A 22,709-nucleotide genomic window follows, 5' to 3' on the forward strand; every position below is an offset into this window, starting at 1 on the left:
ATCTCCCCAAGTGCCGCCGGTACCAACCGGCGGCTTTTTTGTGGGCCCGCATCTCAGGCCGGCGAGTAGCGGCGGCGCGGTTCCCCGGCATAATTCCCCCGTCAGAACACGCGAGGGACAGCCATGCTCGATGCCATCCGCCGCTGGTTAAAACGCACGGTCGCCACAGTCGATCGCGGCGCCATCGCCACCGACATCGATGACAACGGCGAGCTGGAGGGAAGCTACCTTTTCATGTGCGCGATGGCCGCTGGCATCGCCACCATCGGCCTGCTGTGCAACTCGGTATCGGTGATCATCGGCGCCATGCTGGTGTCGCCGCTGATGGGTCCGATCGTACGGCTGGGCCTGGGCATCGCCACGCTGGATATCCGGCGGGTGTTCCGCGCACTGGGCACGCTGCTGGCCGGCATGGGGTTGGCGCTGCTGGTGTCCATCCTGATCGTGCGCCTGTCGCCCCTGCGGGTGCCGACGCCCGAGATCCTTGCGCGGACCACGCCCAACCTCTTCGACATGATCGCCGCCACCCTCTCCGGCCTGGCCGGCGGCTACGCGATGATCCGCCAGCGCGGCGGCACTATCGTGGGCGTGGCGATCGCCACCGCGCTGATGCCGCCGATGGCGGTGGTCGGCTTCGGCCTGGCGGTGGCTCAATGGAGCATCTCGCAGGGCGCGCTGCTGCTGTTCGCCACCAACTTCGCCACGATCGCGCTCAGCGCCACGCTGATGTGCACCTGGTACGGCTTCAGCGGACGCGATACCCGCGCCGCGGTGGCTTGGCAGATGGTCGTCGGCTTCGCCGTACTGCTGCCGCTGGGCTGGCCGCTGGCGCACGCCCTGGGCGACATCGCGCGCCAGACCAGCCTGCTCGGCACCGTGCGCAGCACGCTCACCAGCACGCTCGGTGGACAGAGCGTGCGCGTCCTCGACCTGCAACTGGACAACCGGCAGCGTACGATCGAGGTCACGTTCGCCGCGCAACACTACGACAGGGACGATGACAGACGGCTGCACCAGGCGTTGGATGACGCGCTTCCCAAGGGCCTGGAATTGCGGCTGTCGCCAGTGATTACGGCGGACCCGGCGGCAACCGAGCTTCCGCGTTCGGCGCTGGGCGGCAATCTCAATGCGGTAGCTGCCGCACCCGGCCCCGGTGACGGCGCCGCCGCCGTGGTGGCGAACTTCCCCTTGCCGTTGCTGGGCTCGCACATCGATGCCGCCACGCGTCGGCTTACCCTTACCGTCGCGCCCGGCGCGGAGGCCTCGCTGGCTTCGCTCAGGCAGATGGAAGACATGCTGAGCACGCGCCTTGGCGGTTGGCAGGTAAGCATCGTGCCGCCACCGCACCCCCTGCCGCCGGTGCTCTTTCCGCGCGGCTCTGCCGAGCTGGGTGAATCGCAGCGCGCAACGCTGGCTGTGATCGATTGGGCCACGCAGCGCTGGAACACGCGCCGGCTGCTGCTGGAAGGCCGCGCCAGTTCCGACGGCGGCGGCACGCCCGCGCTGGCGGGGCAACGGGCCGATGCCGTTCGCGGCTGGCTGGAAGGCCACGGCCTGCAAGCCACCGTCGGCAACAGCTACCCCCTGCCAGCCCAGGCCCAGGCCGAGGCCGAACAAGGCGCGGATCCTTTCCGCAGCGTGTTCGTGCAGGTGATCGGCGAGTGAAGTCCCAGGCTCCCGCCGTTCCTGTTCGTGGCCAAAGCTGCTTGAATGCCCCGACTGCTTCCCTCAGAAGGAACTCCCGGTGAAGAAGCTTTCCCTGTCCCTGCTAATGGCCTTTTCGATGACCGGCATCACCCATGCAGCCACGTCGACCGTCCCCGGCGACGCACCCGACCCCAACCTCTGGCTCGAAAACATCGACGGTGCCAAGCAGCTCGACTGGGTGCGCGCGCGCAACGCCGAGACGGTGAAGCAATATGCGGAGACGCCCGACTTCAAGCTGCTGGATGCACGCATCCTCGAAGTGCTCGACTCCAACGCACGCATTCCGTTCGTGGCCAAGCTCGGCGACCACTACTACAACTTCTGGCGCGACAAGGAGCATCCGCGCGGGTTGTGGCGGCGCACCTCGCCGGCCGAGTACCGCAAGGCCCAGCCCGACTGGGAGACGGTGATCGATCTCGATGCGCTGGCCAAGGCAGAGAACGAGAACTGGGTCTGGCACGGCGCCGAGTGCCTTAAGCCGGACAACCGCCGCTGTCTGGTGATGCTGTCCCGCGGCGGCGCCGATGCCGACGTGATGCGCGAATTCGACCTGCCCACCAAGCAGTTCGTGAAGGACGGCTTCACCCTGCCCGAGGCCAAGACCCAGGTGTCCTGGAAGGATCGGGACGCACTCTACGTCGCCACCGATTTCGGCCCCGGCTCGATGACCGCGTCGAGCTACCCCCGCATCGTCAAGGAATGGAAGCGCGGCACGCCGCTGTCCACGGCGACCGTGGTCTACGAAGGCAAGCACGAGGACATGAGCATCTCGGCTTACCGCGACCACACGCCAGGCTTCGAGCGCGACTTCGTTCACCGCCAGATGGCCTTCTACGACAGCGAGAGCTTCCTGCGCAGCAAGGACGGCAAGCTGGTCAAGATCGACGTCCCCAGCGACGCGACCACCGACGTGCACCGTGAGTGGCTGCTGGTCACGCCGCGCAGCGACTGGAGCGTGGGCGGAAAGACCTACAAGGCCGGCTCGCTGCTCGCCGCGCGGTTCGACGACTACATGGCCGGCAAGCGGGAACTGCTGGTGCTGTTCGAACCCACGCAGACCACGGCGCTGGACGCCTATTCGTGGACGCGCCACCACCTCATCCTCAATGTGATGGACAACGTGGTGAACCGGCTGGAAGTCCTCACGCCACAGGCCGGCGCATGGAAGCGCGAGAGCCTGGGCGGTGCGCCGGCGCTGTCCACCATCGCTGCCGCCGGCGTCGATGCGGACGAGAACGACGAGTACTTCCTCACCGTCAGCGGCTTCCTGCAACCGACCACGCTGTACGCGGGCACACTGGGCCAGGGCGAGCCGCAGGCGATCAAGCACAGCCCGAGTTTCTTCGACGCATCCCGATACCAGGTGAGCCAGCACTTCGCGACGTCCAAGGACGGCACGCGCGTGCCCTACTTCGAGATCGCGCCCAAGGGCCTGAAGGCGGACGGCAAGAACCCCACTTTGCAGTACGGCTATGGCGGTTTCGAAATCTCGCTGCAACCGACGTACAGCGGCACCATCGGCCGCGCCTGGCTGGACAAGGGCGGCGTCTACGTCATTGCCAACATCCGCGGCGGCGGCGAGTACGGTCCGCGCTGGCACAAGGCCGCGCTCAAGGCCGAGCGCCTCCGCGCCTACGAGGATTTCGCCGCGGTCTCCGAGGACCTGATCAAGCGCGGCATCACCTCGCCGGCGCACCTCGGCGCCATGGGCGGCAGCAACGGCGGCCTGCTGATGGGCAACATGCTGACGCTCTATCCGCAACTGTACGGCGCCATCGTCAGCCAGGTGGCGCTGCTGGACATGCAGCGCTACACGCATCTTTCGGCCGGGGCCTCGTGGATCGCCGAGTACGGCGACCCGGACAAGGCCGAGGAATGGGCGTGGATCCGGACCTTCTCGCCCTACTTCAACGCAAAGGCGGGCCAAAAGTACCCGCCCGTGCTGTTCACGACGTCGACACGCGACGATCGCGTCGGCCCCGTGCACGCGCGCAAGATGTACGCCAAGCTGGCCGGGCTGGGTTACGACACGGCCTTCTACGAGAACATCGAGGGCGGCCATGGCGCCGCCGCGGACAACAAGCAATCGGCGTTCATGAACGCGCTTGGCTACACCTATCTCTGGGAACACGTGAAATAGGGCGAAGCGGGAACGGCAGTCGTGGACACCACGTAGCGCCCTTGCCGTTCCTTCCGCCAACCGCCCGATCGCCGCGTAAAGTATGGACCTCCCGCACTGCCGCCCCGTCCCATGAAGCACTTTCACAAAACCCGCCCCGAACTGCGCGAATGGATCCTCGCCACCGCGCGCGGCGGCCATGCGCCGCTGGACGTGGTCAAGTTGATGCGGGAGGCAGGCTACGACGCGCAGCAGAGCCATCGTGCCGTCTCCGAAGTGCTCGGCGTTCCGCTGGCGGCGCTGAACGCCACGCTGCCACGCGCCGGCGCCAGACGCACGCGGCATCCGGTGGCGCCGGTCTCCACGGTAGACGGCCACGCCGTGCGCGTCAGCGCCAGCCTGGACAGCCCGGCGGTGCGCGTCCTGGATGGGCTGCTTACCGCGGGCGAGTGCGACGACCTGATCGCCCTCGCGACGCCGCGCCTGGCGCGTTCGTTGACCGTGGACGAAAAAGGCCGCCACCAGACGGATGAGCGCCGCACCAGCAACGGCATGTTCTTTCGCATCGGGGAGACGCCGCTGATCCAGCGGATCGAGCAGCGCATCGCCGGGCTGGTGGACCTGCCGGTCGAACATGGCGAGGGCCTGCAGGTGCTGCACTATTTGCCCGGCCAGGAGTACGAGCCGCACTTCGACTGGTTCGATCCCACCCAGCCGGGCTTCACCGCCGTCACCGCGCGCGGCGGCCAGCGCATCGCCAGCATCGTGATGTACCTCAATACGCCGGACGAAGGCGGCGGAACCGGTTTCCCGGCCGCCGGCTTCACCGTCACCGCGCTGCGCGGTTCGGCCGTCTATTTCGCCTACGACACCGGCGACCAGAGCTCGCTACATGCCGGCCTGCCCGTGATCCGCGGCGAAAAATGGATTGCCACCAAATGGTTGCGCGAGCGCCCGTACCAGCGCTGAGCCCCGCCACGCACTGACGCGCCCCTGAATCCGCCGGCCCCGCCCGCTGCGGCGCAGCAAGCTTTGCCGTATGCTTTAGGGCTTTCCCCAAGCCTTTCCAACCCCACGCCTTCAAGTCAAGGAACCATCATGGGTCTGCATCTCGTCTCCGCCGGCCGCGACGTGCCGAACGAAATCAACGTCATCATCGAAATCCCGAAGGATTCCGAGCCGGTCAAGTACGAGGTGGAAAAGGAAAGCGGCGCGATCTTCGTCGACCGCATCCTGTCCACGCCCATGCGCTATCCCTGCAACTACGGCTATGTGCCGGGCACGCTCGGCGGCGACGGCGACCCGCTGGACGCACTGGTGATCCTGCCGCTGCCGCTGGTGCCGGGCTCGGTGATCCGCTGCCATCCGGTCGGCATGCTGAAGATGACCGACGAAGCGGGCAGCGACGAGAAGCTGGTGGTGGTGCCGGTGGCCAAGATCTTCAACGGCTACGCGCACATCAAGGACATCAAGGAAGTCTCCGGCCACTGGCTGGAGCGCATCGGCCACTTCTTCGAGCACTACAAGGACCTGGAGAAGGGCAAGTGGGTCAAGGTCGAAGGTTGGAGCGGCGCCGACGAAGCCAAGCAGGAGATCGTCGCCGGCATGGAACGTTACAAGACCGAAAGCAAGGGCTGAGCCTGGTCCTCGCGCTTGACGAAAAACGCCCCGCATCGCGGGGCGTTTTTTTGCTGCAGGAAATCGGAAGCAAGCCTCCGCTAGATCGTATCGACTACACCGCCGTCCACGCGCAGCGATGCCCCGGTCGTCGCCGATGCCTGCGCCGAGCAGACGTAGACCACCATGTTCGCCACCTCCTCGGTCGAGGCGATGCGCTGGATGATCGAGCTGCCGCGGTGCGCCTTCACGAACTCGTTGCCGATCTGCTCGTAGCTCTTGCCTTCGCGCTCGGCCTGCTCCCGCACCATATCCTTGAAGCCGTCCGACAAGGTCGGCCCCGGCAGTACGCTGTTGACGGTCACGCCCGTGCCTGCAGCCACCTTGGCCAGGCCGCGCGCGATGGAGAGTTGGGCGGTCTTGGTAAAGCCGTACTGCACCATGTCCACCGGAATATTGAGACCGGACTCGGAGGAGATGAACACCACGCGGCCCCAGTTCCGCTCCATCATCCCGCGCATGTAATGCCGCGCCAGCCGCACGCCGGACATGACATTGGTCTGGAAATAGCGCTCCCACTCCGCGTCGTCGATGTCGAAGAACGGCCTGAGTCCGAAGATGCCGGCGTTGTTGACCAGGATGTCGACGCTCGGCACTGCATCGACCACGGCCTTCGCGCCGTCGGCCGTCGACAGATCTCCCGCTACCCCCTCCACGCTTGCGCCGTGCAACTGCTGGTGAAGCTTGTCCACCACCTGTTTCACGGTGTCCGCGCTGCGCCCGTTGATCACCACGTGGGCGCCCGCGCGCGCCAGGCCGACGGCAATGGCCAGGCCGATGCCCGCGGTGGAAGCCGTGACGAGTGCGTTCTTGCCGGATAGATCGATGTGCATGCCATTCTCCAGGTGATAGTGAAAAGCATCAGGCGATGGCGCCGCCGCCATCCACCAGAACGGTTGATCCTGTCGCGAACGGCGTCGCGGCCAGGTAGACGATGGCGTTGGCGACGTCTTCGGGCTGTCCGACGCGGCGCGCGGGCAGGCGTTCCGCCGCATTCTGGAACATGCGCTCGCGCGCGTCGTCGGTCAGTTTCGACCAAAGCGGTGTGGCGATCAGCCCGGGCGATACGGTGTTCACGCGTACCGGCGCCAGTTCCAGGGCCAGGCCGCGGCCTAGCGACTCCAATGCGGCGTTGAGGGCTCCCTGGAGCACCGCGCTGCCGCTCGGCCGCGTCCCGAGAAAGCCGGAGACCAGCGTCAGCGAGCCTTCGGCCGCGATCCGGGCGAAACGTGCCACGTGGTACGCGCCCCAGAACTTGCTCTTCATGGCGGAGCGCGCTGCGTCCAGCCCCAGTTCGCGCAACGGACCGGAAGGCGTCTGCGCGGCGGATACCACGACGTGGTCGAAACGGCCATGCGCGGCGAAGAACGCCTCCACGGCGGATGCGTCGGTGATGTCCAGCGTCGCAGTACGGATGTCGCCACCGAGCGCCTCGGCCGCCGCTGTGAGCTTGTCCTCGTTGCGCGAAGCGATCGTCACCGTCGCGCCCACCGCCGCGAACGCTCGCGCCGCGGCCTGGCCGATGCCGGAACTGCCGCCGATCACCAATACCTTCTTGCCTTCGAAGTTCTTCATGCTTTCATTTCCTTCAGATGGTCTCGGTTTCGCGCACGGTGATCGGACTGCGCAGCGCATGGCGCGCGATGTCGTCCTTGCGCATGAAGGCCACGCCTTCGTGTTGCTTCGCATAGCTCAGGAACTCGTCCCACACGCGCACCATCTGCGGCGAACCGCTGATGCGGTCGTGCGCGCTGACGGACATCATGCGCCGGCGCGAGGCGCCCTCCTCGTACAGCTGATCGAAATCGCGCTTGATCTGGGCGAGGAAGGCGTCCGGCGAGTAGTTGCGGCCCTCGACGAGCAAGATGTCGTTGTTGCGCAACGTATACGGCACCACGACGAAATCCTTGCCATCGACCGTCTCGATGAAAGGTTCGTCGCGGCTCAGATCATCGATGTGATAGAGGTAGCCCAGCTCCTGCAGCAGCGACAACGTATGCGGGCCACGGCGCAACCAGTTGCAGTTGTAGCCGACCGGCGTCTGGCCCGTGACGTCTTTCACCATGTCGCGGGCGGCGATGAGGAAGCGACGTTCTTCCTCGCGGGCCATCGCGTACTGGGAACTCCAGCGCGGTCCGTGCCCGGCCGCCTCGTGGCCACGCGCGGCGATTTCGCGTGCCAGCGTCGGGTGGCGCCGGGCCGCCTCGCCGATCATGTGGGAGGTGACCTTCACTCCGTGCTTGTCCCACAGGTCGAGCATGCGCGGGATGCCCTCGCGATAGCCGTAGGCGAACCAGGTATTGGTGGCCGCGTCGGAAGGAACGCTGTCGGGGAAGTCCACCTTCGGGAACGGGCTGTCGGTGCCTTTCGGCGGCTGCCCGCCGGCCTCGAACTGCATGGAGATGGAGATCACCAAGCGCGCGCCGCCCGGCCAGAACTCGCCACGCGCTGCGCCTCCGGAAGCAGCCGGTGAGCGGGTCCCAGTCGCCTGGGCCGTTGCGGGTACTCCTCCGATCGCCACGCCCGCGGCCATGGCTCCGATGCCTATGCCAGCCTTGGCGAGAAACTCGCGGCGGCCGGGAACGGTTGCCATAGTCTCGCCGCTCACGATTTCTTCTCCGGCGACGGCGCGCTGCCCGTCCGTACCAAGCCCATCTGCCCCAGCAAGGTCAGGTTGTCTTCCAGGTGCCAGTTGTCGGTGATGCGGCCATCGGCAATGCGGTAGATGTCCGTGGCGATGAAGTCGATCGCCTGCCCCTGTCCCTGCGTGTCCTTGAAGCGCCCGGTGAAGTGCCCGCGGAAGCGCAGGTGCGTCACCACCCGGTCGCCGACCACCAGCATCTGCTCGACCTCGCAGCGGAGGTCGGGCACGGCGGCGCGCATCAGCTTGGAAACGGCGAGCGGGCCTTCGGGTCCCTGCGCGCGACCGGGCGGCAGGGTGCGATCGATGAAACCGGACGCCAGCGCGGCTTTCGCCAGCGCTTCCTCGCCCGTGCTCCAGAAGGTGTCGTAGCGACGTGCCGCCAGGATCTGTGCTTCGGCCTGCGTTTTCGGCACGCTGCCATCGACGATCAGGCTGCGCGGCTGCAGCAGCGGCGATTCGGCATGCGCGCCGGCGGCGAGCGAGAGTAGAACGGCCGCGGAAGCGGCGCGGACTGAAATGGACATGGAAAGCCTCGCAATGAACTCGCCGCCGCGGCATGCGGCCGGTCGATGAGGCATGCTAGCTTTCCGACAGAACAGCAAATAGCAGACAGAAACAGAGGCAGCTTTTCCAATTTCGAAAAGATGCCGGCAGACGGACCGCCGTCATTGACCCGTGGATGACGTGCCAGGATACTCTACCCCAGTATAGGTAGCCGCCAGCCCGCCATGCCCCACTCTCCCCAAGAAAAGAAGCGCGTCCTCGGCCGCGTGCGGCGTATCCGCGGCCAGTTGGAGGCCTTGGAACGCGCGCTCGAGGCCGGCGCGGACTGCGCGCCGGTAATGCAGCAGATCGCCGCCGTGCGCGGCGCGGTCAACGGCCTGATGGCCGAGGTGATGGAAGCGCACATCCGCGAGGAATTCGGCGCGCCGGCACCGTCCGAGGCGCGCCGCACCGAACGCGTGCGCGAAATGACCGAGCTGGTCCGCTCGTACCTGAAATAGGCGGGCGTCACGCCCCTCCTTTCCTTTGTCGTCTATCGGAGAAACACATGAAGTCACGTGCCGCCGTCGCCTTCGGGCCTGGCCAGCCGCTGGAAATCGTCGAGATCGACGTCGCACCGCCGAAGAAAGGCGAAGTGCTGGTGCGCATCACGCATACCGGCGTCTGCCACACCGACGCCTTCACGCTGTCCGGCGACGACCCGGAAGGCATCTTCCCCGCCGTGCTGGGCCATGAAGGCGGCGGCATCGTGGTCGAAGTCGGCGAAGGCGTCACCAGCGTGAAGCCGGGCGACCATGTCATTCCGCTGTACACGGCCGAATGCCGCGAGTGCAAGTTCTGCAAATCCGGCAAGACCAACCTCTGCCAGGCCGTACGCGCCACGCAGGGCAAGGGTCTGATGCCGGACGGCACCACGCGTTTTTCGTACAACGGCCAGCCCATCTATCACTACATGGGCACCAGCACCTTCAGCGAATACACGGTGGTGCCGGAAATCTCGCTCGCGGTGGTAAATCCCGCCGCGCCGCTGGAAAAGGTGTGCCTGCTCGGTTGCGGCGTCACCACTGGCATCGGTGCCGTGCACAACACGGCCAAGGTGAAGCCAGGCGACACCGTCGCCGTGTTCGGCCTGGGCGGCATCGGCCTGGCGGTGATCCAGGGCGCGGCACAGGCGAAGGCCGGCCGCATCATCGGCATCGACACTAATCCGGCCAAGTTCGCGTTGGCGCGCGACATGGGTGCGACCGACTGCGTGAACCCTAAGGACCATGCCAAACCCATCCAGGAGGTCATCGTCGAGATGACCGACGGCGGCGTGGAATTCAGTTTCGAATGCATCGGCAACGTCGACGTGATGCGTGCCGCGCTGGAGTGCTGCCACAAGGGTTGGGGCGAGAGCGTGATCATCGGCGTGGCCGGCGCGGGCCAGGAGATCCGCACGCGCCCGTTCCAGCTGGTGACCGGCCGCGTCTGGCGCGGCAGTGCCTTCGGCGGCGTGAAGGGCCGCACCCAGTTGCCTGGCATGGTGGAGCAGGCGATGAAGGGCGAGATCCGGCTCGACCCGTTCATCACGCACAACCTGCCGCTGGAGCGCATCAACGAGGCCTTCGACCTGATGCACGAGGGCAAGTCGATCCGCACCGTCATCCATTTCTGAGAACGCCAGCGCTTTCTGCCACGGCAGGTATCACGTTTTTCTGGCGGGCGGGGCCACAGGCTGTGGCCCCGCCCTTTTGCTTTCCAGGAGTCCGCGATGAACCTCGGCAGCCAGCGTTTTCTGGCGATCTACTCCGGCGTGCTCACCACCGTGTTCGCCGTCACCGTGTTGAGCGGTTTCGTGAACGCACCGAAGACGTTCTCCGTCGAGCAACTCGACGTCCAGCGCATCAACGTGCGCGAACCGGACGGCACGCTGCGCCTGGTGATCTCCAACACCGGCAAGGCGCCGGGCATCTACGTCAAGAACAAGGAGTACCCGCACCCCAACCGCAAGGTGGCGGGCATGATCTTCCTCAATGACGAGGGCACGGAGAACGGCGGCCTGATCTTCGGCGGCGAGAAGAGCGCGGACGGCACCGCGAGCAGCTACGGGCACCTCTCCTTCGACGGCTATGAGCGCGACCAGTTGATGGCTCTCGACGCCGGTCAGGCGGGCAAGGCCAGCAGCAGCCGGCTGCGGCTGATCGACCAACCGGATTTTTCGATCCTGGAACTCCTCACGCTGCTCGATCAGATCAAGGACCTGCCGCCGGAAGAACAGGCCAAGCGGCTCGCCGACTTCTACGCCATGCACGGCACGCCGAAGACGCGCCTGACCATGGGTCGCGGCGAGGACGATACGGTCGGGCTCGCGATCAACGACGCCGACGGCCGGCCGCGCCTGGTGATGATGGTCGCCAAGGACGGCACGCCGACCGTGCAGGCGCTGGATCAGAGCGGCAACGTGGTCGGCGAGCTCGCACCCAAGCGCTGAGGCGAACGTCGGCCGCCTAAGCGTCGATGGCGACCCACATGACCGGCCTCATCACGCGTGGCGATCTGCTGGCCGCGCACAGCCGCCGCATGTGGGGCACACACGTCGCGTGCAAGACGCTAGGGCGCCGCCCCCCGCTTCCCGAGGTCTATTCGCGCTTAGCTCGCCCGCACACCGGCGGCCAGGCTTCCTCACCGTTCGGCTGCCACACGAAGAACTCACCGGATGACGGCTCGCCGGTATCACGCGCGAACAGCAGCGATTTCCCGCTCGGCGAGAACAGCGCGCCGATCTCGCTGCCGTTGACGTTCACTTCAGGCCCGAGCTTCACCTTCTTCGACCATGCCTGACCTTCACGGTGCGATGCATACAGGCCACCATCCGCCATCACGATGAGGCGCCGGCCGTCGGGCGACGGCAGCGGCTCGTATTCGTCGCCGGGGGTGTTGATCGCGGGCCCGGCATTTTCCACTTTCCAGTGGCCCGGCTTGGTTTCTTTCGCGCGCCAGATGTCGTTCTTGCCCAGCCCGCCGGCCCGGTTGGAACCGAAATAGAGCCAACCATCTGGCGCCAGGCGGGGAAACCACTCCGCGTCACCGGAATTGACCGGCGCCGGCAACCGCACCGGCGCCTGCCAGCTTCCGTCCGCCGCACGATCGACACGCCAGATGTCCAAGTCCTTGCTCTTCATGCTCCCCGTCGCGCGCGTCGAGATGAAGTACAAGCTGCGCCCGTCCGGCGTGAACCAGGGGTCGGCTTCCGCACCCGGCGCGGCGAAGGGCGCCGGCACCGGCGCCGACCACTGCTTGCCGTCGCAATGCGAAGTGAGGATGCGCCAGCCCTTAAACTCCTTGGAGCTGCGAACGAAGTACAGATCGCCGGTGCGCGGGTCGAAAGCGGGATGGGATTCGAAGAGCTCGCTGGACACCCCGATCGGCGTCCACGGATGCACCGTCGACGGCGCATCCTGTCCGTACAGCCCGAGCGACATCGATACCGCGAGCAAGGCGAACAGCGAACGCTTCATGGCAGACACCGCTGGCTTCCAGGTGACGGGATGGTATGCGTTGAGGACCACCGATGCTGCGGTACTTTCGGCCTATCGCGACCAGTGCCCGCCAGCCGCCTCCTGCCACACGGCTACCCCAGGATGCGCAAGCCAAAGACGCTCCGCCCGCGAGCTCCTGCTCTTCGCTCTTGATCTCCCGGGTTCTCTTCGCGGCGGTGAGGGCTGGACGACCAGGCGGGCGGGGACAGGGATGTCCCCGCCTTTTCGATCAGGGCAGGATGCCCTGTCGAAAGCCCGGCCAGCCCTCAACGCACCCGGAGCAGCGTAGGCTGCGGAGGGCGCCGCGCAGGGGGCCCTTTCTTCTTGTTTACTTCTTCTCGAGGTCCCCCTTGAGGGGATTGGGCAAGCAAAGAAGAAGTAACTCGCTCTCCGGCAGTAGAGAGAAACCCTCGCCCCGCCAGGGGCGAGACACGACTGACCATAAGGCGACAACCAAGCGCTGTCGCCCCTGGGTTTCGGCCTGCGCCGGAATGACGAGTAGGTGAAGGCGAGGCGGCCCTTAGCAGCCGTTGGAGTTCGCAAGCTCACTCCAACCTACGCCCGGCGTGGCCCCACCGCGTCGCGTCCGCCCCCAAAGCCACTCACCTCGAACAACGCCACCCTGTCCTCACCCACCCCTGCGCCCCCGCGCAACCACGGCTCCGCCGCCACGACGCGCGTACACGGCCCGAACGTCGCGATGCGCAGCGCTCGCCGCGCTGCCTCCGCCCGGAGCGCGTCGAGCACGCTCCGCATCACGCTGCCGGTGAACGGCGTGTAGAGATAGAACAACGTGCCCTGCGTCAGGTCCGCCTCGCGCGCGTCGGCACACTCGAACGACGTGCGCGAAACGCCGAGGTGCTCCGCGCACCGCCGCGACGCATCGACATAGGCTTCCTCGCGCTCGACGCCGACAGTGCGCGCGCCCGTCGTCATCGCCACCAGCAGCGGCACGATGCCGAGGCCCGCGCCCAGATCCACCAGGACGTCGTCGTCGCCGAGCTTCGCCCTGCGCACCAAGTCGAACACATGGCGCGCGGGCGTCGGCTGATAGAACACCATGTCCGGCGGCAAAGGGCCTGCGTTCGCCGGCTCGTCCAATGCCAGGACGCCGCTGACCAGATCGTCACGATAGTCATAACCATCGCCGCCCGGTGAAGGCTCCAGGGCCTCGATCCATGGCGCAAAAGCGTTGCGGCCCGCACGGAGGTCCCGGCGCAGATCCGCATAGAGACGCTGGTTGATGGACTCCAGCTCCGAGCGCCGCGCCTGGAGCCGTGCCTGCAGCGCCGGGGCGTCGGCGCCATCGGCATAAAGCTCCAGCCGATCCAGCGCATCGAGCCGCTCACGCAACCGCGACGGTTCGCGCAGCAGAGCGTCGGCCTCGATGCGGTCGAGCCATTCGGGCAGGGCGCGTGACATGCGGAAACTCCGGACGAGGGCCGCCATCGTAGCGGTCTCGACGGGAGGCCGCGCGTCGCTCAGACGACGTCGCCGAACTTGTCCCGATACAACATCGCCGCCCAATCGATGAACACACGCACTCGCGGCGACAACTGCCGGTGATACGGATACATGGCCGACACCGGCAGGCCGGGCGAGGCCCAGGCGGTGAGCACTTCGACCAGACGTCCATCGTCCAGGTAGGACTGCGCGCGATATCGCGGCAACTGGATCAGGCCGCATCCCTGCGTGGCCGCCACCAGGTAGCTCGATGCGTCGTTGACCGACAGCCACCCGCCGAGCTCGTATTCGCGTACCTGGCCATCCACCACCAGTTCGAACGGATACGTACTGTCGCGCCCGCTGGCGAAGAAACCCACGGCCTGATGGCTCGCGAGATCGTCCGGATGCGCCGGGGTACCGTGGCGCGCGAGGTAGTCCGGGCTGGCGCAGATCGCTTCCGGCATCACCGCGAGGCGGCGCGCGACAAGCGTCGAATCCTTCGGCGCGCCCGCACGTATCACGCAATCGATGCCTTCGCGCACCAGATCCACCAGCCGATCGCCGCTGCTGATCTTCAGCTCAATGTGCGGATAGCGCGCGCGAAACTCATTGATCCGCGGCAACACGATGTGGGTGGCATGCGCGCCGTGCAGATCCAGGCGCAACGTGCCGCGGGGATTGCTGGCCAGGTGGCCGAGCGCGGACTCGGCATCGTCCAGCTCCGCCAGCAGGTGCACGCAACGCTCGTAGTAAGCCTGGCCGTCCAGCGTGGGCCGGACCTGGCGCGTCGTGCGCTCGAGCAGCCGGGCGCCGAGCCGCGCTTCCATCTCCTTGATGGCGTAGGTGGCGGTGGCGCGCGGCAGGCCGCGTTCGTCGGCGGCGCGGGAGAAGCTGCCGAGCTCGACGATCCGGGTGAACAGGCGCATGGCGTCCAGGCGATCCATGGGGCGGATTATTCAATGAGAGCGAATAGATATGCCAGTACCCGGCGATTTATCGCGAGAGGCCAATACAAAAGAATGCTCGCCATACCGACCCGGCCCGCCCATGGGCCATTACCCAACGGAGAGCATCCCCATGATTCAGCAGCAAAAGACGGCCCTGGTTACTGGCGCTTCGGGTGGCATTGGCCGTGCCGTGGCGCTTCGCCTGGCGGAAGACGGCTTCGCCGTGGCAGTCCATTACGCCGGCAACCCTGAAGCGGCCAAGGAAGTGGTGCGGGAGATCGAACAGGCCGGCGGCCGCGCCGTCGCGACGGGGGGCGACGTGGCCGAGCCGGCCGACGTTCGCCGCATATTCGACGAAACCGCTGCGCTGACCGGAACGATCGACGTGGTCGTGCACAGCGCGGGTGTCATGAGCAACATGCCCATCGCCGGCGGCGACCTCGCTACTTTCGACCGCATGATCCGCATCAATCTGCGCGGCGCTTTCGTGGTGCTCAGCGAGGCCGCGCAGCGTGCGCCGGCCGGTGGCCGCATCATCGCGCTCTCCAGCAGCACGGTCGGTCGCTCCTTCCCTACCTATGGTCCCTACATCGCCTCCAAGGCGGGCGTGGAAGGGCTGGTGCGCGTGCTCGCCAACGAAATGCGCGGCCGCAATGTGGCGGTGAACGTGATCGCTCCCGGCCCGGTCGGCACCGATCTTTTCTATCAGGGCAAGAGCGAAGAGCGGATTGCCGAGATCGCCAAGTTCGCGCCGATGGAGCGCATCGGCACGCCCGACGACATCGCCCGCGCGGTCTCCTTCCTGGCCGGCCCCGATGGCCAGTGGGTCAACGGCCAAGTGCTGCGCGTGAACGGCGGCATGGTCTGAGCTCGCCAACCCTTCGCACCGGAGACCGGACATGAAACAGATCATCCTCATCACGGGCGCCTCCAGCGGCTTCGGCGCCCTCGCCGCCCGCGCCCTGGCTCGCGCCGGCCACACCGTCTACGCCAGCATGCGCGATACGCAGGGGCGCAATGCGCCGCAGGTGGAAGCGGTCGACGCGTACGCAAAGGAACATGGCGTGGACTTGCGTAGCGTCGAATTGGACGTCCAATCCCAAGTGTCGGCCGATGCCGCGATCGCGCATATCGCCGCTGCGCACGGCCGCCTCGACGTGGTGGTACACAACGCCGGGCACATGGTGTTCGGCCCGGCTGAGGCGTTCACGCCGGAACAGTTCGCGCAGCTCTATGACGTGAATGTGCTGGGCACGCAGCGGGTGAACCGCGCGGCACTGCCGCAGTTGCGCAAGCAGGGCAAGGGCCTGCTGCTGTGGGTGTCCAGCAGCAGCACGCGCGGCGGCACGCCGCCTTACCTGGCGCCCTACTTCGCAGCCAAGGCGGCGATGGATTCGGTGGCGGTGAGCTACGCGGGCGAGCTGGCGCGCTGGGGCATCGAGACGTCGATCGTCGTGCCCGGCGCCTTCACCAAGGGCACCAACCATTTCGCGCATTCCGGCACGCCGGCCGACAAGGCACGCGCCGCCGAATACACGGAAGGCCCTTACCAAGGCTTCGAGGACGAGATCCTGCGGGGGCTGGCAGCGTGCGAACCGCCGGACGCCGATGTCGCCGTGGTAGCGGACGCCATGGTGGACATCGTGAACCTGCCCTTCGGCAAGCGCCCGTTCCGCGTGCATATCGACCCCTCGGACGATGGCGCGGCGGTCGTGGCCGCGGTCGCGGATCGCATCCGGGCCGAGTTCCTGCGGAGGATCGGCCAGGGAGCCTTGTTGTCGCCGCGCACGACGTGACGGAGCGGGCATGGAGTGGCGGACGTCGCTCCTGCGTCCCATATGCACCGCAACCCCTCTCCCAGCGGAGAGGGGTTTACGTGTCTGGCTAGTCCCAGGCGGGCGCGAGGCTGGCCGGATTGGCGAGACGTTCGCCGCGGTCCAGCGTCGCGATGCGGGCCATGTCCTCGTCGTCCAGCACCAGCTTCTGCGCCTCCAGGTTGCTGGCGAGGTTGGCACGCTTGGTGGACGACGGGATCACCGCGTAGCCCTCGCGCAACGCCCAGGCCAGCGCGACCTGCGCGGGCGTGGCACCGTGGCGGCGGGCGATGTCGACGATCACCGGGTCCTGCAGCACCTTGCCGTAGGCAAGCGTCATGTAGGAGGTGAGGTGAATGCCGTACTCCTTCGCGTATGCCGCGAGCTTGCGGTTCTGCAGATAGGGATGGATTTCCACCTGGTTGGTGGCGATGTTCGCGGCACCGGCCAGTTCGATGCTCTGGCGCAGCAGGTCGATGGTGAAGTTCGACACGCCGATCTGCTGCGTCAGCCCTTGGGTCTGAGCCTCGCGCAGGGCATCCAGCGATTCGCGCAGCGGTACTGCGCCTTTCGGTGAAGGCCAGTGGATGAGGGTGAGGTCGACATGGTCGGTGCGCAGGCGCTCGAGGCTCTCGCGCAGGCTCGGGATCAGCCGAGCCGGCGAAAGGTTGTCGGTCCAGATCTTGGTGGTGAGGAACAATTCGCTGCGCGGCACGCCACTGTCGGCCAGTGCCTCACCGATGTCGGCTTCGTTCTCGTAGATCTGCGCGGTGTCGATCGCGCGATAGCCGAGGTCGAGCGCGTCGCGCACCGAATCGATGACGGTCTGGCCTTTCAGGCGGAATGTGCCGAGGCCGAAGGCGGGGATGCTCATGGAATGGCTCCGTAATGAGGGAAGGGAATCAGTGGCCGCCGGCATAGACGGAAGCGCGCCCTTCGGGAGCGACCGCGGCGAATGCCGGATCGCGGCGGTCCAGGCGCCCGCTCCACGCGGTCAGCGCCAGCGCGCCCAATACCACCAGCGCGCCGATCCACGCCGTGTGGATGAGGCCGAGATGCGCCACGATCAAGCCGCCGCCCCAGGCACCGCCGGCGATGCCGAGATTGAACGCGGCGATGTTGAGGCCCGAGGCCACGTCCACCGCTTCCGGCGCGTAGCGCTCGGCCTGCTGCACCACGTAGACCTGCAGGCCCGGCACATTGCCGAAAGCGACGGCGCCCCAGGCCAGCACGGTGAGCAGCGCCAGCCACGGCACCTGCGCAGTGAAAGTAAGCACGGCGAGCACGGCGGCGAGGCCGAGAAAGATGCGCTTGAGTGCGCCGATTGGCCCACGGCGATCGGCCAGCTTGCCGCCCCACAGGTTGCCTACCGCCACAGACACGCCGTAGACCAGCAGCACCAGGCTGACAGCGCCTTCGCTGAAGCCGGTGATGCGCTGGAGGATCGGCGAGAGAAAGGTGAAGGCGACGAAGGAACCGCCGTAGCCCACTGCCGTCATCGCATAGACCAGCAGCAGCCGCGGCTGCCTCAGCACATTCGCCTGCTGCAGCAGCGAAGCGGGGCGCTGGTGCTGGATATCGCGCGGCACGAAGGCGAGGCTGCCGAAGAACGCGAGCACGCCCAGCGCCGATACGGCCAGGAAGGTCGCGCGCCAGCCGAAATGCTGGCCGATGAAGGTACCCAGCGGCACACCCGTCACCAGCGCCACAGTAAGGCCGGTGAACATGATTGCGATCGCGCTGGCGGCCTTCTCCTTCGGCACGAGGCTGGTGGCGATGGTCGAGCCGATGGAGAAGAAGACACCATGGGCGAGTCCGGTAAGTACACGTGCGATCACCAGCGACTCGTAGCCCGGCGCCTTCCAGGCCAGCAGGTTGCCGATGGTGAACAGCACCATCAGCGACAGCAGCAATGCCTTGCGCGGCACACGGCCGGTAAGCGCAGTGAGCAACGGCGCGCCGACGGCGACGCCCAGGGCGTACAGGCTGACCAGCAGTCCGGCGGACGGCAGACCGACGCCAAGGTCGCCCGCGATGGTGGGGATGAGGCCGACGATGACGAACTCCGTCGTACCAATGGCGAAGGCGCTGATGGTCAGCGCCAGCAAGGCAAGCGGCATGGCTGCGCTCCAGTCGAGAGGGAATGGGGCACAGTGTCGGCACGCGACTCTTTCAGAAAAACCTGCTAAACAGCGAAACAGTCTTGCCCGGGGATCAATAATGAGGACGAGCCTGGACGAACTGCAGACCTTCGTCACGGTGGTGGACACCGGCTCTATCACGGCCGCGGCGGAACAGCTGGGACAGACCGTGTCGGGCATCAGTCGCGCGTTGAGCCGCCTGGAAGGCAAGCTGGACACTACCCTGCTCCGCCGGACCACGCGCCGCCTGGAGCTGACCGAGGAGGGCCGGTTTTTCCTGGATCGCGCCCGTCAGATCGTGGGTTCGGTGGAAGACGCCGAGGACGAGATGACCGCACGGCGCCAGAAACCCGCCGGGCGGCTGCGCGTGAATGCCGCCGCGCCTTTCATGCTGCATGTGATCGTGCCGCTGGTCGGCGGCTTCCGTGCGCGCTATCCGGAGATCGAGCTGGAGTTGAATACCAGCGACCAGATCATCGACCTGCTGGAGCAGCGCACGGACGTGGCGATCCGCATCGGCGCGCTGCGCGATTCCAGCCTGCATGCACGGCCGCTGGGCCTGAGCCGCCTGCGCATTCTCGCCAGCCCCGCTTACCTCAAGGCGCGCGGACAACCCCGCCATGTGCGCGATCTGTCGCGGCACAGCCTGCTGGGCTTCACCTTCACCGAAACGCTCAACGACTGGCCGCTGCGGCACGCGCAGGGTGACACGCTGCGCATCGTGCCGAGCCTGCTCGCTTCGAGCGGCGAGACGCTGCGCCAGCTAGCGATCGCCGGCGAAGGCATCGCCTGCCTCGCCGATTACCTCACCGCGCAGGACCAGGCCGAGGGCCGGCTGGTGCAGATCCTCGCGCGGGACACGCTGGACGTACGGCAGCCGGTCAACGCGGTGTACTACCGCAATACCCAGTTGGCATCGCGCATCCGCTGCTTCCTCGACTATGTGGCCGAGACCATGGCACCTGGGTAGCGCTGGAACACGCTGAGGGCTTGCGCGTAAATCTGCTTGAACGAGAGGAAGCCGTGTCGCCAGTGGGCCGACGTCAGCTTGCGTCGCCACGTGGCGCAGTGACGGAGAGAGACGCGTTGCCGCGCTTGAAAAAGCTCGACGCCGGCTGTATCGAACCGCCGCATCAACCCTTACGCAGCTCCTCGCACAAATCGATGACCGCGTCGTCGATCCGCGAGACCGCGTCGGCGAGAGCCAGCGCCTGTGCCGGCAGGCGCAGCATCGGTGCTCCATCCAGCGCCAGTGGCGCGGCCGAGCCGGCCTGCAGCGCTTCGAGTTCGTGGATGGCTTCGCTCAGATCGCCCTTGGCCTGGTCGCTCTTGAGGACCGGGCCGAAGTCGTGCTGGAACGCCTTCATCTGGGCGAGCAGCGTCGCGGTATAACCGCGTGCCTCGTAAAGGGTCTCGTCGGCGTGGCGCCATGGCAGGCCGCCGCGACGCATGGCGATGGCGGAAGTGACGATCGGCCAGCGCGGCGGCGCAACCTCGCGCTGGTGCGGAGGCACCATGCCCGCGGCAAGGTGGTCCTGCAGCGTGTCGAGCCGGTCGGACACGAGCTGCAGGTAATCGGCCAGGCTCGCCGGGTCGACGTAGAAGTGCGCGTTATCCGGGTCGTCGTCGGTGAGGCGGTCCAGGTAGTCGAGCAGGTGGTCGGTTGCCTTGCGGTACTGGCTTTCCGCACTGTGCAGCGACAGGCCGCCCGGATGCCCTGACAGCAGCACATCCGCAGCGGCCAGATCCTTGTCTTCGACGAGGGGCGCGTGCGGGCGGGTGAAATCCGTGCGCAGCGCATGCAGCAGATCGCGCGAGGCGGTGAGGGAGCCGCGCTCCCAGCCGGGCGTGCCCTCCATCGCCGGGCCGGTCGGATGGTGGTGACCATGGAGGTTATGGCCCTCGCGGCTCCCGGCCAGGCCCTGAAGCGCGCGGATCACGCTGATGGTGGTCGCCGCGCCCGGCGTAACGGGGCGGCGCATGGCGACCTGCTCGGTCCGCGGCGGCACGGCCGGGTTGACGATGGTGGGCTCGCGGTCCCACCACCACAGCACGATGCAGGCGGCCAGCAGTGGCAGGGCCAGCGCGACCAGCGCCACGCGCAGCACGGCATGGCTCGGCACGGCGGTCGGGTCCTTCGCTTGCATCGAGAATTCCCAGGGCTCCGGTCACGTCGGAAACGCGCCTAAGGTAGCGCGGATGACGCGCGGCGAGCGCGGACCGCGCCGGCAACGGCAAAAAAAGCCGCGCGTCGCGGGCGCGCGGCTTGCCGTGCGGCGTGAGGCACCGCTCAGGCGCGGTGGTAGACCTCCGACCCCTGCTGGCGGAACTCGGCAGCCTTCTCCGCCATGCCCTCGCCCAGCGCGGCCGTTTCGTCCACGCCATGTTCGGCGGCGTAATCGCGGACGTCCTGGGTGATCTTCATCGAGCAGAACTTCGGACCGCACATGGAGCAGAAGTGGGCGGACTTGTGGGCGTCCTTGGGCAGGGTTTCGTCGTGGAATTCCTTGGCCTTTTCCGGATCCAGGCCCAGGTTGAACTGGTCGTCCCAGCGGAACTCGAAGCGGGCCTTGGACAGCGCGTTGTCGCGCACCTGTGCGCCGGGATGCCCTTTGGCCAAGTCCGCCGCGTGGGCGGCGATCTTGTAGGCGATGATGCCGTCGCGCACGTCCTGCTTGTTCGGCAGGCCCAGGTGCTCCTTCGGCGTGACATAGCAGAGCATCGCGGTACCGAACCAGCCGATCATCGCCGCGCCGATGGCGGAGGTGATGTGGTCATAGCCAGGCGCGATGTCGGTGGTCAGCGGCCCCAGCGTGTAGAACGGTGCCTCGTGGCATTTCTCCAGCTGACGCTCCATGTTTTCCTTGATCAACTGCATGGGCACGTGGCCGGGGCCTTCGATCATGGTCTGCACGTCGTGCTTCCAGGCGATCTGGGTCAGTTCGCCCAGCGTGTCCAGCTCGCCGAACTGCGCGGCGTCGTTGGCGTCCGCCACGCAGCCGGGGCGCAGGCCGTCGCCGAGGCTGAAGGATACGTCGTACGCCTTCATGATTTCGCAGATTTCCTCGAAGTGCGTGTAGAGGAAATTCTCCTTGTGGTGCGCCAGGCACCACTTGGCCATGATCGAGCCGCCGCGCGAGACGATGCCGGTGACGCGCTTGGCCGTGAGCGGCACGAAGCGCAGCAGCACGCCGGCGTGGATGGTGAAGTAGTCGACGCCCTGCTCGGCCTGTTCGATCAGCGTGTCGCGGAACAGCTCCCAGGTGAGTTCCTCGGCGACGCCACCGACTTTCTCCAGGGCCTGGTAGATCGGCACGGTGCCGATCGGCACGGGCGAGTTGCGGATGATCCACTCACGCGTCTCGTGGATGTTCTTGCCGGTCGACAAGTCCATCACCGTGTCGCCGCCCCAGCGGATCGACCACACCAGCTTTTCCACTTCCTCGGCGATGCCGGAGGAGACCGCGCTGTTGCCGATGTTGGCGTTGATCTTGGTGAGGAAGTTGCGGCCGATGATCATCGGCTCGCTTTCCGGGTGATTGATGTTCGCGGGAATGATGGCGCGGCCACGGGCAACTTCATCGCGCACGAATTCCGGCGTGATCAGCTTGGGCAGCGAGGCACCGAAGGACTGGCCGGGATGCTGGTTGCGCAGCGCGCTTTCGGCCAGCGCCTCCAGCTTCTGGTTTTCGCGGATGGCGATGTATTCCATTTCCGGCGTGACGATGCCGCGACGGGCGTAGTGCATCTGGGTCACGTTGGCGCCGGCCTTGGCGCGCAACGGCTGGCGCAGATGGTGACGGAAACGGATCGGATCCAGCTTGGCGTCGGCGGCGCGCTGGCGGCCGAAGTCGGAGCTGAGACCGGTCAGGCGCTCGACGTCGCCGCGCTCTTCGATCCACGCCGCGCGCAGGGCCGGCAGGCCGGCGGCCAGATCGACCTCGTAGCTCGGGTCGGTGTACGGGCCGGAGGTGTCGTAAACAGTGATGGGCGGGTTGTCTTCGCCGCCGAACAGAGTGGGGGTCTTCGCCTGGCAGATTTCGCGCAGCGGCACGCGCAGGTCGGGACGACTGCCCTGCACGTAAATCTTCCGCGAACCGGGGATCGGCCGGGTAACGGCCTCGGAGAGTTCCTGCGCGGCGCGCGCGAGATCGTTGGGCTGGGCATTCATCGGCGTGACGTCCTTCGT

General features: G+C 66.9%; 21 protein-coding genes. 10 read left to right on the plus strand and 11 right to left on the minus strand.

What is annotated here, in order from left to right; translation table 11 throughout:
• Positions 1–123: 123 nt before the first annotated feature.
• From RKE25_RS20935 to ppa, 4 genes are all read left to right on the plus strand, one after another.
• Positions 124–1,665: a TIGR00341 family protein gene (locus RKE25_RS20935; RefSeq protein WP_311840012.1), complete on the plus strand. Its 1,542-nt coding sequence runs from the start codon at positions 124–126 to the stop codon at positions 1,663–1,665.
• A gap of 79 nt (positions 1,666–1,744) precedes the next feature.
• The gene (locus RKE25_RS20940; protein ID WP_311840013.1) at positions 1,745–3,847 is read left to right on the plus strand and encodes a prolyl oligopeptidase family serine peptidase; all 2,103 of its coding nucleotides are present in this window, start codon (positions 1,745–1,747) and stop codon (positions 3,845–3,847) included.
• Between the two features lie 111 nt (positions 3,848–3,958).
• Entirely contained in the window at positions 3,959–4,795 is an 837-nt protein-coding gene (locus RKE25_RS20945; protein ID WP_311840014.1) for a 2OG-Fe(II) oxygenase, read from the plus strand.
• Positions 4,796–4,924: 129 nt separating this feature from the next.
• Entirely contained in the window at positions 4,925–5,464 is a 540-nt protein-coding gene (gene ppa, locus RKE25_RS20950; RefSeq protein WP_311840015.1) for an inorganic diphosphatase, read from the plus strand.
• Between the two features lie 80 nt (positions 5,465–5,544).
• On the opposite strand, the gene RKE25_RS20955 is transcribed toward ppa, so the two are convergent.
• The 4 genes from RKE25_RS20955 to RKE25_RS20970 all read right to left on the minus strand — a co-directional run bounded on the left by RKE25_RS20955 (position 5,545) and on the right by RKE25_RS20970 (position 8,671).
• Entirely contained in the window at positions 5,545–6,336 is a 792-nt protein-coding gene (locus RKE25_RS20955) for an SDR family oxidoreductase (RefSeq protein WP_311840016.1), read from the minus strand.
• 28 nt (positions 6,337–6,364) lie between these two features.
• Complete coding sequence (locus tag RKE25_RS20960; protein ID WP_311840017.1) at positions 6,365–7,078, minus strand: SDR family oxidoreductase; 714 nt, start codon at positions 7,076–7,078, stop codon at positions 6,365–6,367.
• A gap of 13 nt (positions 7,079–7,091) precedes the next feature.
• Positions 7,092–7,916 (minus strand): polysaccharide deacetylase family protein, encoded by an 825-nt coding sequence (locus RKE25_RS20965; RefSeq protein WP_311842453.1) that lies wholly within the window; start codon positions 7,914–7,916, stop codon positions 7,092–7,094.
• Between the two features lie 191 nt (positions 7,917–8,107).
• Complete coding sequence (locus RKE25_RS20970; protein WP_311840018.1) at positions 8,108–8,671, minus strand: ester cyclase; 564 nt, start codon at positions 8,669–8,671, stop codon at positions 8,108–8,110.
• A 204-nt stretch (positions 8,672–8,875) separates the two neighbouring features.
• Between RKE25_RS20970 and frmR the strand changes: the two genes are divergently transcribed.
• From frmR to RKE25_RS20985, 3 genes are all read left to right on the plus strand, one after another.
• Positions 8,876–9,151 (plus strand): formaldehyde-responsive transcriptional repressor FrmR, encoded by a 276-nt coding sequence (frmR, locus tag RKE25_RS20975; RefSeq protein ID WP_311840019.1) that lies wholly within the window; start codon positions 8,876–8,878, stop codon positions 9,149–9,151.
• A gap of 47 nt (positions 9,152–9,198) precedes the next feature.
• Positions 9,199–10,308 carry an S-(hydroxymethyl)glutathione dehydrogenase/class III alcohol dehydrogenase gene (locus RKE25_RS20980; protein ID WP_311840020.1) on the plus strand — a complete coding sequence of 370 codons (1,110 nt, stop codon included), beginning with the start codon at positions 9,199–9,201 and terminating at the stop codon, positions 10,306–10,308.
• A gap of 96 nt (positions 10,309–10,404) precedes the next feature.
• Positions 10,405–11,124 carry a hypothetical protein gene (locus RKE25_RS20985; RefSeq protein ID WP_311840021.1) on the plus strand — a complete coding sequence of 240 codons (720 nt, stop codon included), beginning with the start codon at positions 10,405–10,407 and terminating at the stop codon, positions 11,122–11,124.
• 148 nt (positions 11,125–11,272) lie between these two features.
• Here RKE25_RS20985 and RKE25_RS20990 read toward each other — a convergent pair whose 3' ends face one another.
• From RKE25_RS20990 to RKE25_RS21000, 3 genes are all read right to left on the minus strand, one after another.
• Positions 11,273–12,115 carry a hypothetical protein gene (locus RKE25_RS20990; protein ID WP_311840022.1) on the minus strand — a complete coding sequence of 281 codons (843 nt, stop codon included), beginning with the start codon at positions 12,113–12,115 and terminating at the stop codon, positions 11,273–11,275.
• Positions 12,116–12,727: 612 nt separating this feature from the next.
• The gene (locus RKE25_RS20995) at positions 12,728–13,594 is read right to left on the minus strand and encodes a hypothetical protein (protein ID WP_311840023.1); all 867 of its coding nucleotides are present in this window, start codon (positions 13,592–13,594) and stop codon (positions 12,728–12,730) included.
• A 59-nt stretch (positions 13,595–13,653) separates the two neighbouring features.
• Complete coding sequence (locus RKE25_RS21000) at positions 13,654–14,562, minus strand: LysR family transcriptional regulator (protein WP_311840024.1); 909 nt, start codon at positions 14,560–14,562, stop codon at positions 13,654–13,656.
• Between the two features lie 133 nt (positions 14,563–14,695).
• On the opposite strand from RKE25_RS21000, the gene RKE25_RS21005 reads away from it, so the two are divergent.
• Together RKE25_RS21005 and RKE25_RS21010 are read left to right on the plus strand one after the other, a co-directional pair.
• Positions 14,696–15,433: an SDR family oxidoreductase gene (locus tag RKE25_RS21005; protein WP_311840025.1), complete on the plus strand. Its 738-nt coding sequence runs from the start codon at positions 14,696–14,698 to the stop codon at positions 15,431–15,433.
• A gap of 31 nt (positions 15,434–15,464) precedes the next feature.
• Positions 15,465–16,361: an SDR family NAD(P)-dependent oxidoreductase gene (locus tag RKE25_RS21010; RefSeq protein ID WP_311840026.1), complete on the plus strand. Its 897-nt coding sequence runs from the start codon at positions 15,465–15,467 to the stop codon at positions 16,359–16,361.
• A gap of 88 nt (positions 16,362–16,449) precedes the next feature.
• Here RKE25_RS21010 and dkgB read toward each other — a convergent pair whose 3' ends face one another.
• Both dkgB and RKE25_RS21020 read right to left on the minus strand, forming a co-directional pair.
• The gene (gene dkgB, locus RKE25_RS21015) at positions 16,450–17,253 is read right to left on the minus strand and encodes a 2,5-didehydrogluconate reductase DkgB (protein ID WP_311840027.1); all 804 of its coding nucleotides are present in this window, start codon (positions 17,251–17,253) and stop codon (positions 16,450–16,452) included.
• 28 nt (positions 17,254–17,281) lie between these two features.
• Entirely contained in the window at positions 17,282–18,499 is a 1,218-nt protein-coding gene (locus tag RKE25_RS21020; RefSeq protein ID WP_311840028.1) for an MFS transporter, read from the minus strand.
• A 100-nt stretch (positions 18,500–18,599) separates the two neighbouring features.
• On the opposite strand from RKE25_RS21020, the gene RKE25_RS21025 reads away from it, so the two are divergent.
• The gene (locus RKE25_RS21025; protein ID WP_311840029.1) at positions 18,600–19,490 is read left to right on the plus strand and encodes a LysR family transcriptional regulator; all 891 of its coding nucleotides are present in this window, start codon (positions 18,600–18,602) and stop codon (positions 19,488–19,490) included.
• 163 nt (positions 19,491–19,653) lie between these two features.
• Here the strand turns inward: RKE25_RS21025 and RKE25_RS21030 are convergent, their stop codons facing one another.
• On the minus strand, positions 19,654–20,667 hold the full coding sequence (locus RKE25_RS21030) for a DUF2333 family protein (protein ID WP_311840030.1): 1,014 nt from the start codon (positions 20,665–20,667) through the stop codon (positions 19,654–19,656).
• A gap of 143 nt (positions 20,668–20,810) precedes the next feature.
• Positions 20,811–22,691 (minus strand): phosphomethylpyrimidine synthase ThiC, encoded by a 1,881-nt coding sequence (gene thiC, locus RKE25_RS21035; RefSeq protein ID WP_311840031.1) that lies wholly within the window; start codon positions 22,689–22,691, stop codon positions 20,811–20,813.
• Positions 22,692–22,709 lie beyond the last annotated feature (18 nt).

It is taken from the genome of Dyella sp. BiH032, from assembly GCF_031954525.1.
Taxonomy (GTDB): Bacteria; Pseudomonadota; Gammaproteobacteria; order Xanthomonadales; family Rhodanobacteraceae; genus Dyella_D.

Excerpts from the sequence above, each read along its gene's own strand:
- RKE25_RS20935 (WP_311840012.1), top strand. The coding sequence starts at position 124 with ATGCTCGATGCCATCCGCCGCTGGTTAAAACGCACGGTCGCCACAGTC.
- RKE25_RS20945 (WP_311840014.1), top strand. The coding sequence starts at position 3,959 with ATGAAGCACTTTCACAAAACCCGCCCCGAACTGCGCGAATGGATCCTC.
- ppa (WP_311840015.1), top strand. The coding sequence starts at position 4,925 with ATGGGTCTGCATCTCGTCTCCGCCGGCCGCGACGTGCCGAACGAAATC.
- RKE25_RS20955 (WP_311840016.1), bottom strand. The coding sequence starts at position 6,336 with ATGCACATCGATCTATCCGGCAAGAACGCACTCGTCACGGCTTCCACC.
- RKE25_RS20960 (WP_311840017.1), bottom strand. The coding sequence starts at position 7,078 with ATGAAGAACTTCGAAGGCAAGAAGGTATTGGTGATCGGCGGCAGTTCC.
- RKE25_RS20970 (WP_311840018.1), bottom strand. The coding sequence starts at position 8,671 with ATGTCCATTTCAGTCCGCGCCGCTTCCGCGGCCGTTCTACTCTCGCTC.
- frmR (WP_311840019.1), top strand. The coding sequence starts at position 8,876 with ATGCCCCACTCTCCCCAAGAAAAGAAGCGCGTCCTCGGCCGCGTGCGG.
- RKE25_RS20980 (WP_311840020.1), top strand. The coding sequence starts at position 9,199 with ATGAAGTCACGTGCCGCCGTCGCCTTCGGGCCTGGCCAGCCGCTGGAA.
- RKE25_RS20985 (WP_311840021.1), top strand. The coding sequence starts at position 10,405 with ATGAACCTCGGCAGCCAGCGTTTTCTGGCGATCTACTCCGGCGTGCTC.
- RKE25_RS20990 (WP_311840022.1), bottom strand. The coding sequence starts at position 12,115 with ATGTCGCTCGGGCTGTACGGACAGGATGCGCCGTCGACGGTGCATCCG.
- RKE25_RS20995 (WP_311840023.1), bottom strand. The coding sequence starts at position 13,594 with ATGTCACGCGCCCTGCCCGAATGGCTCGACCGCATCGAGGCCGACGCT.
- RKE25_RS21000 (WP_311840024.1), bottom strand. The coding sequence starts at position 14,562 with ATGGATCGCCTGGACGCCATGCGCCTGTTCACCCGGATCGTCGAGCTC.
- RKE25_RS21005 (WP_311840025.1), top strand. The coding sequence starts at position 14,696 with ATGATTCAGCAGCAAAAGACGGCCCTGGTTACTGGCGCTTCGGGTGGC.
- RKE25_RS21010 (WP_311840026.1), top strand. The coding sequence starts at position 15,465 with ATGAAACAGATCATCCTCATCACGGGCGCCTCCAGCGGCTTCGGCGCC.
- dkgB (WP_311840027.1), bottom strand. The coding sequence starts at position 17,253 with ATGAGCATCCCCGCCTTCGGCCTCGGCACATTCCGCCTGAAAGGCCAG.
- RKE25_RS21020 (WP_311840028.1), bottom strand. The coding sequence starts at position 18,499 with ATGCCGCTTGCCTTGCTGGCGCTGACCATCAGCGCCTTCGCCATTGGT.
- RKE25_RS21025 (WP_311840029.1), top strand. The coding sequence starts at position 18,600 with ATGAGGACGAGCCTGGACGAACTGCAGACCTTCGTCACGGTGGTGGAC.
- RKE25_RS21030 (WP_311840030.1), bottom strand. The coding sequence starts at position 20,667 with ATGCAAGCGAAGGACCCGACCGCCGTGCCGAGCCATGCCGTGCTGCGC.
- thiC (WP_311840031.1), bottom strand. The coding sequence starts at position 22,691 with ATGAATGCCCAGCCCAACGATCTCGCGCGCGCCGCGCAGGAACTCTCC.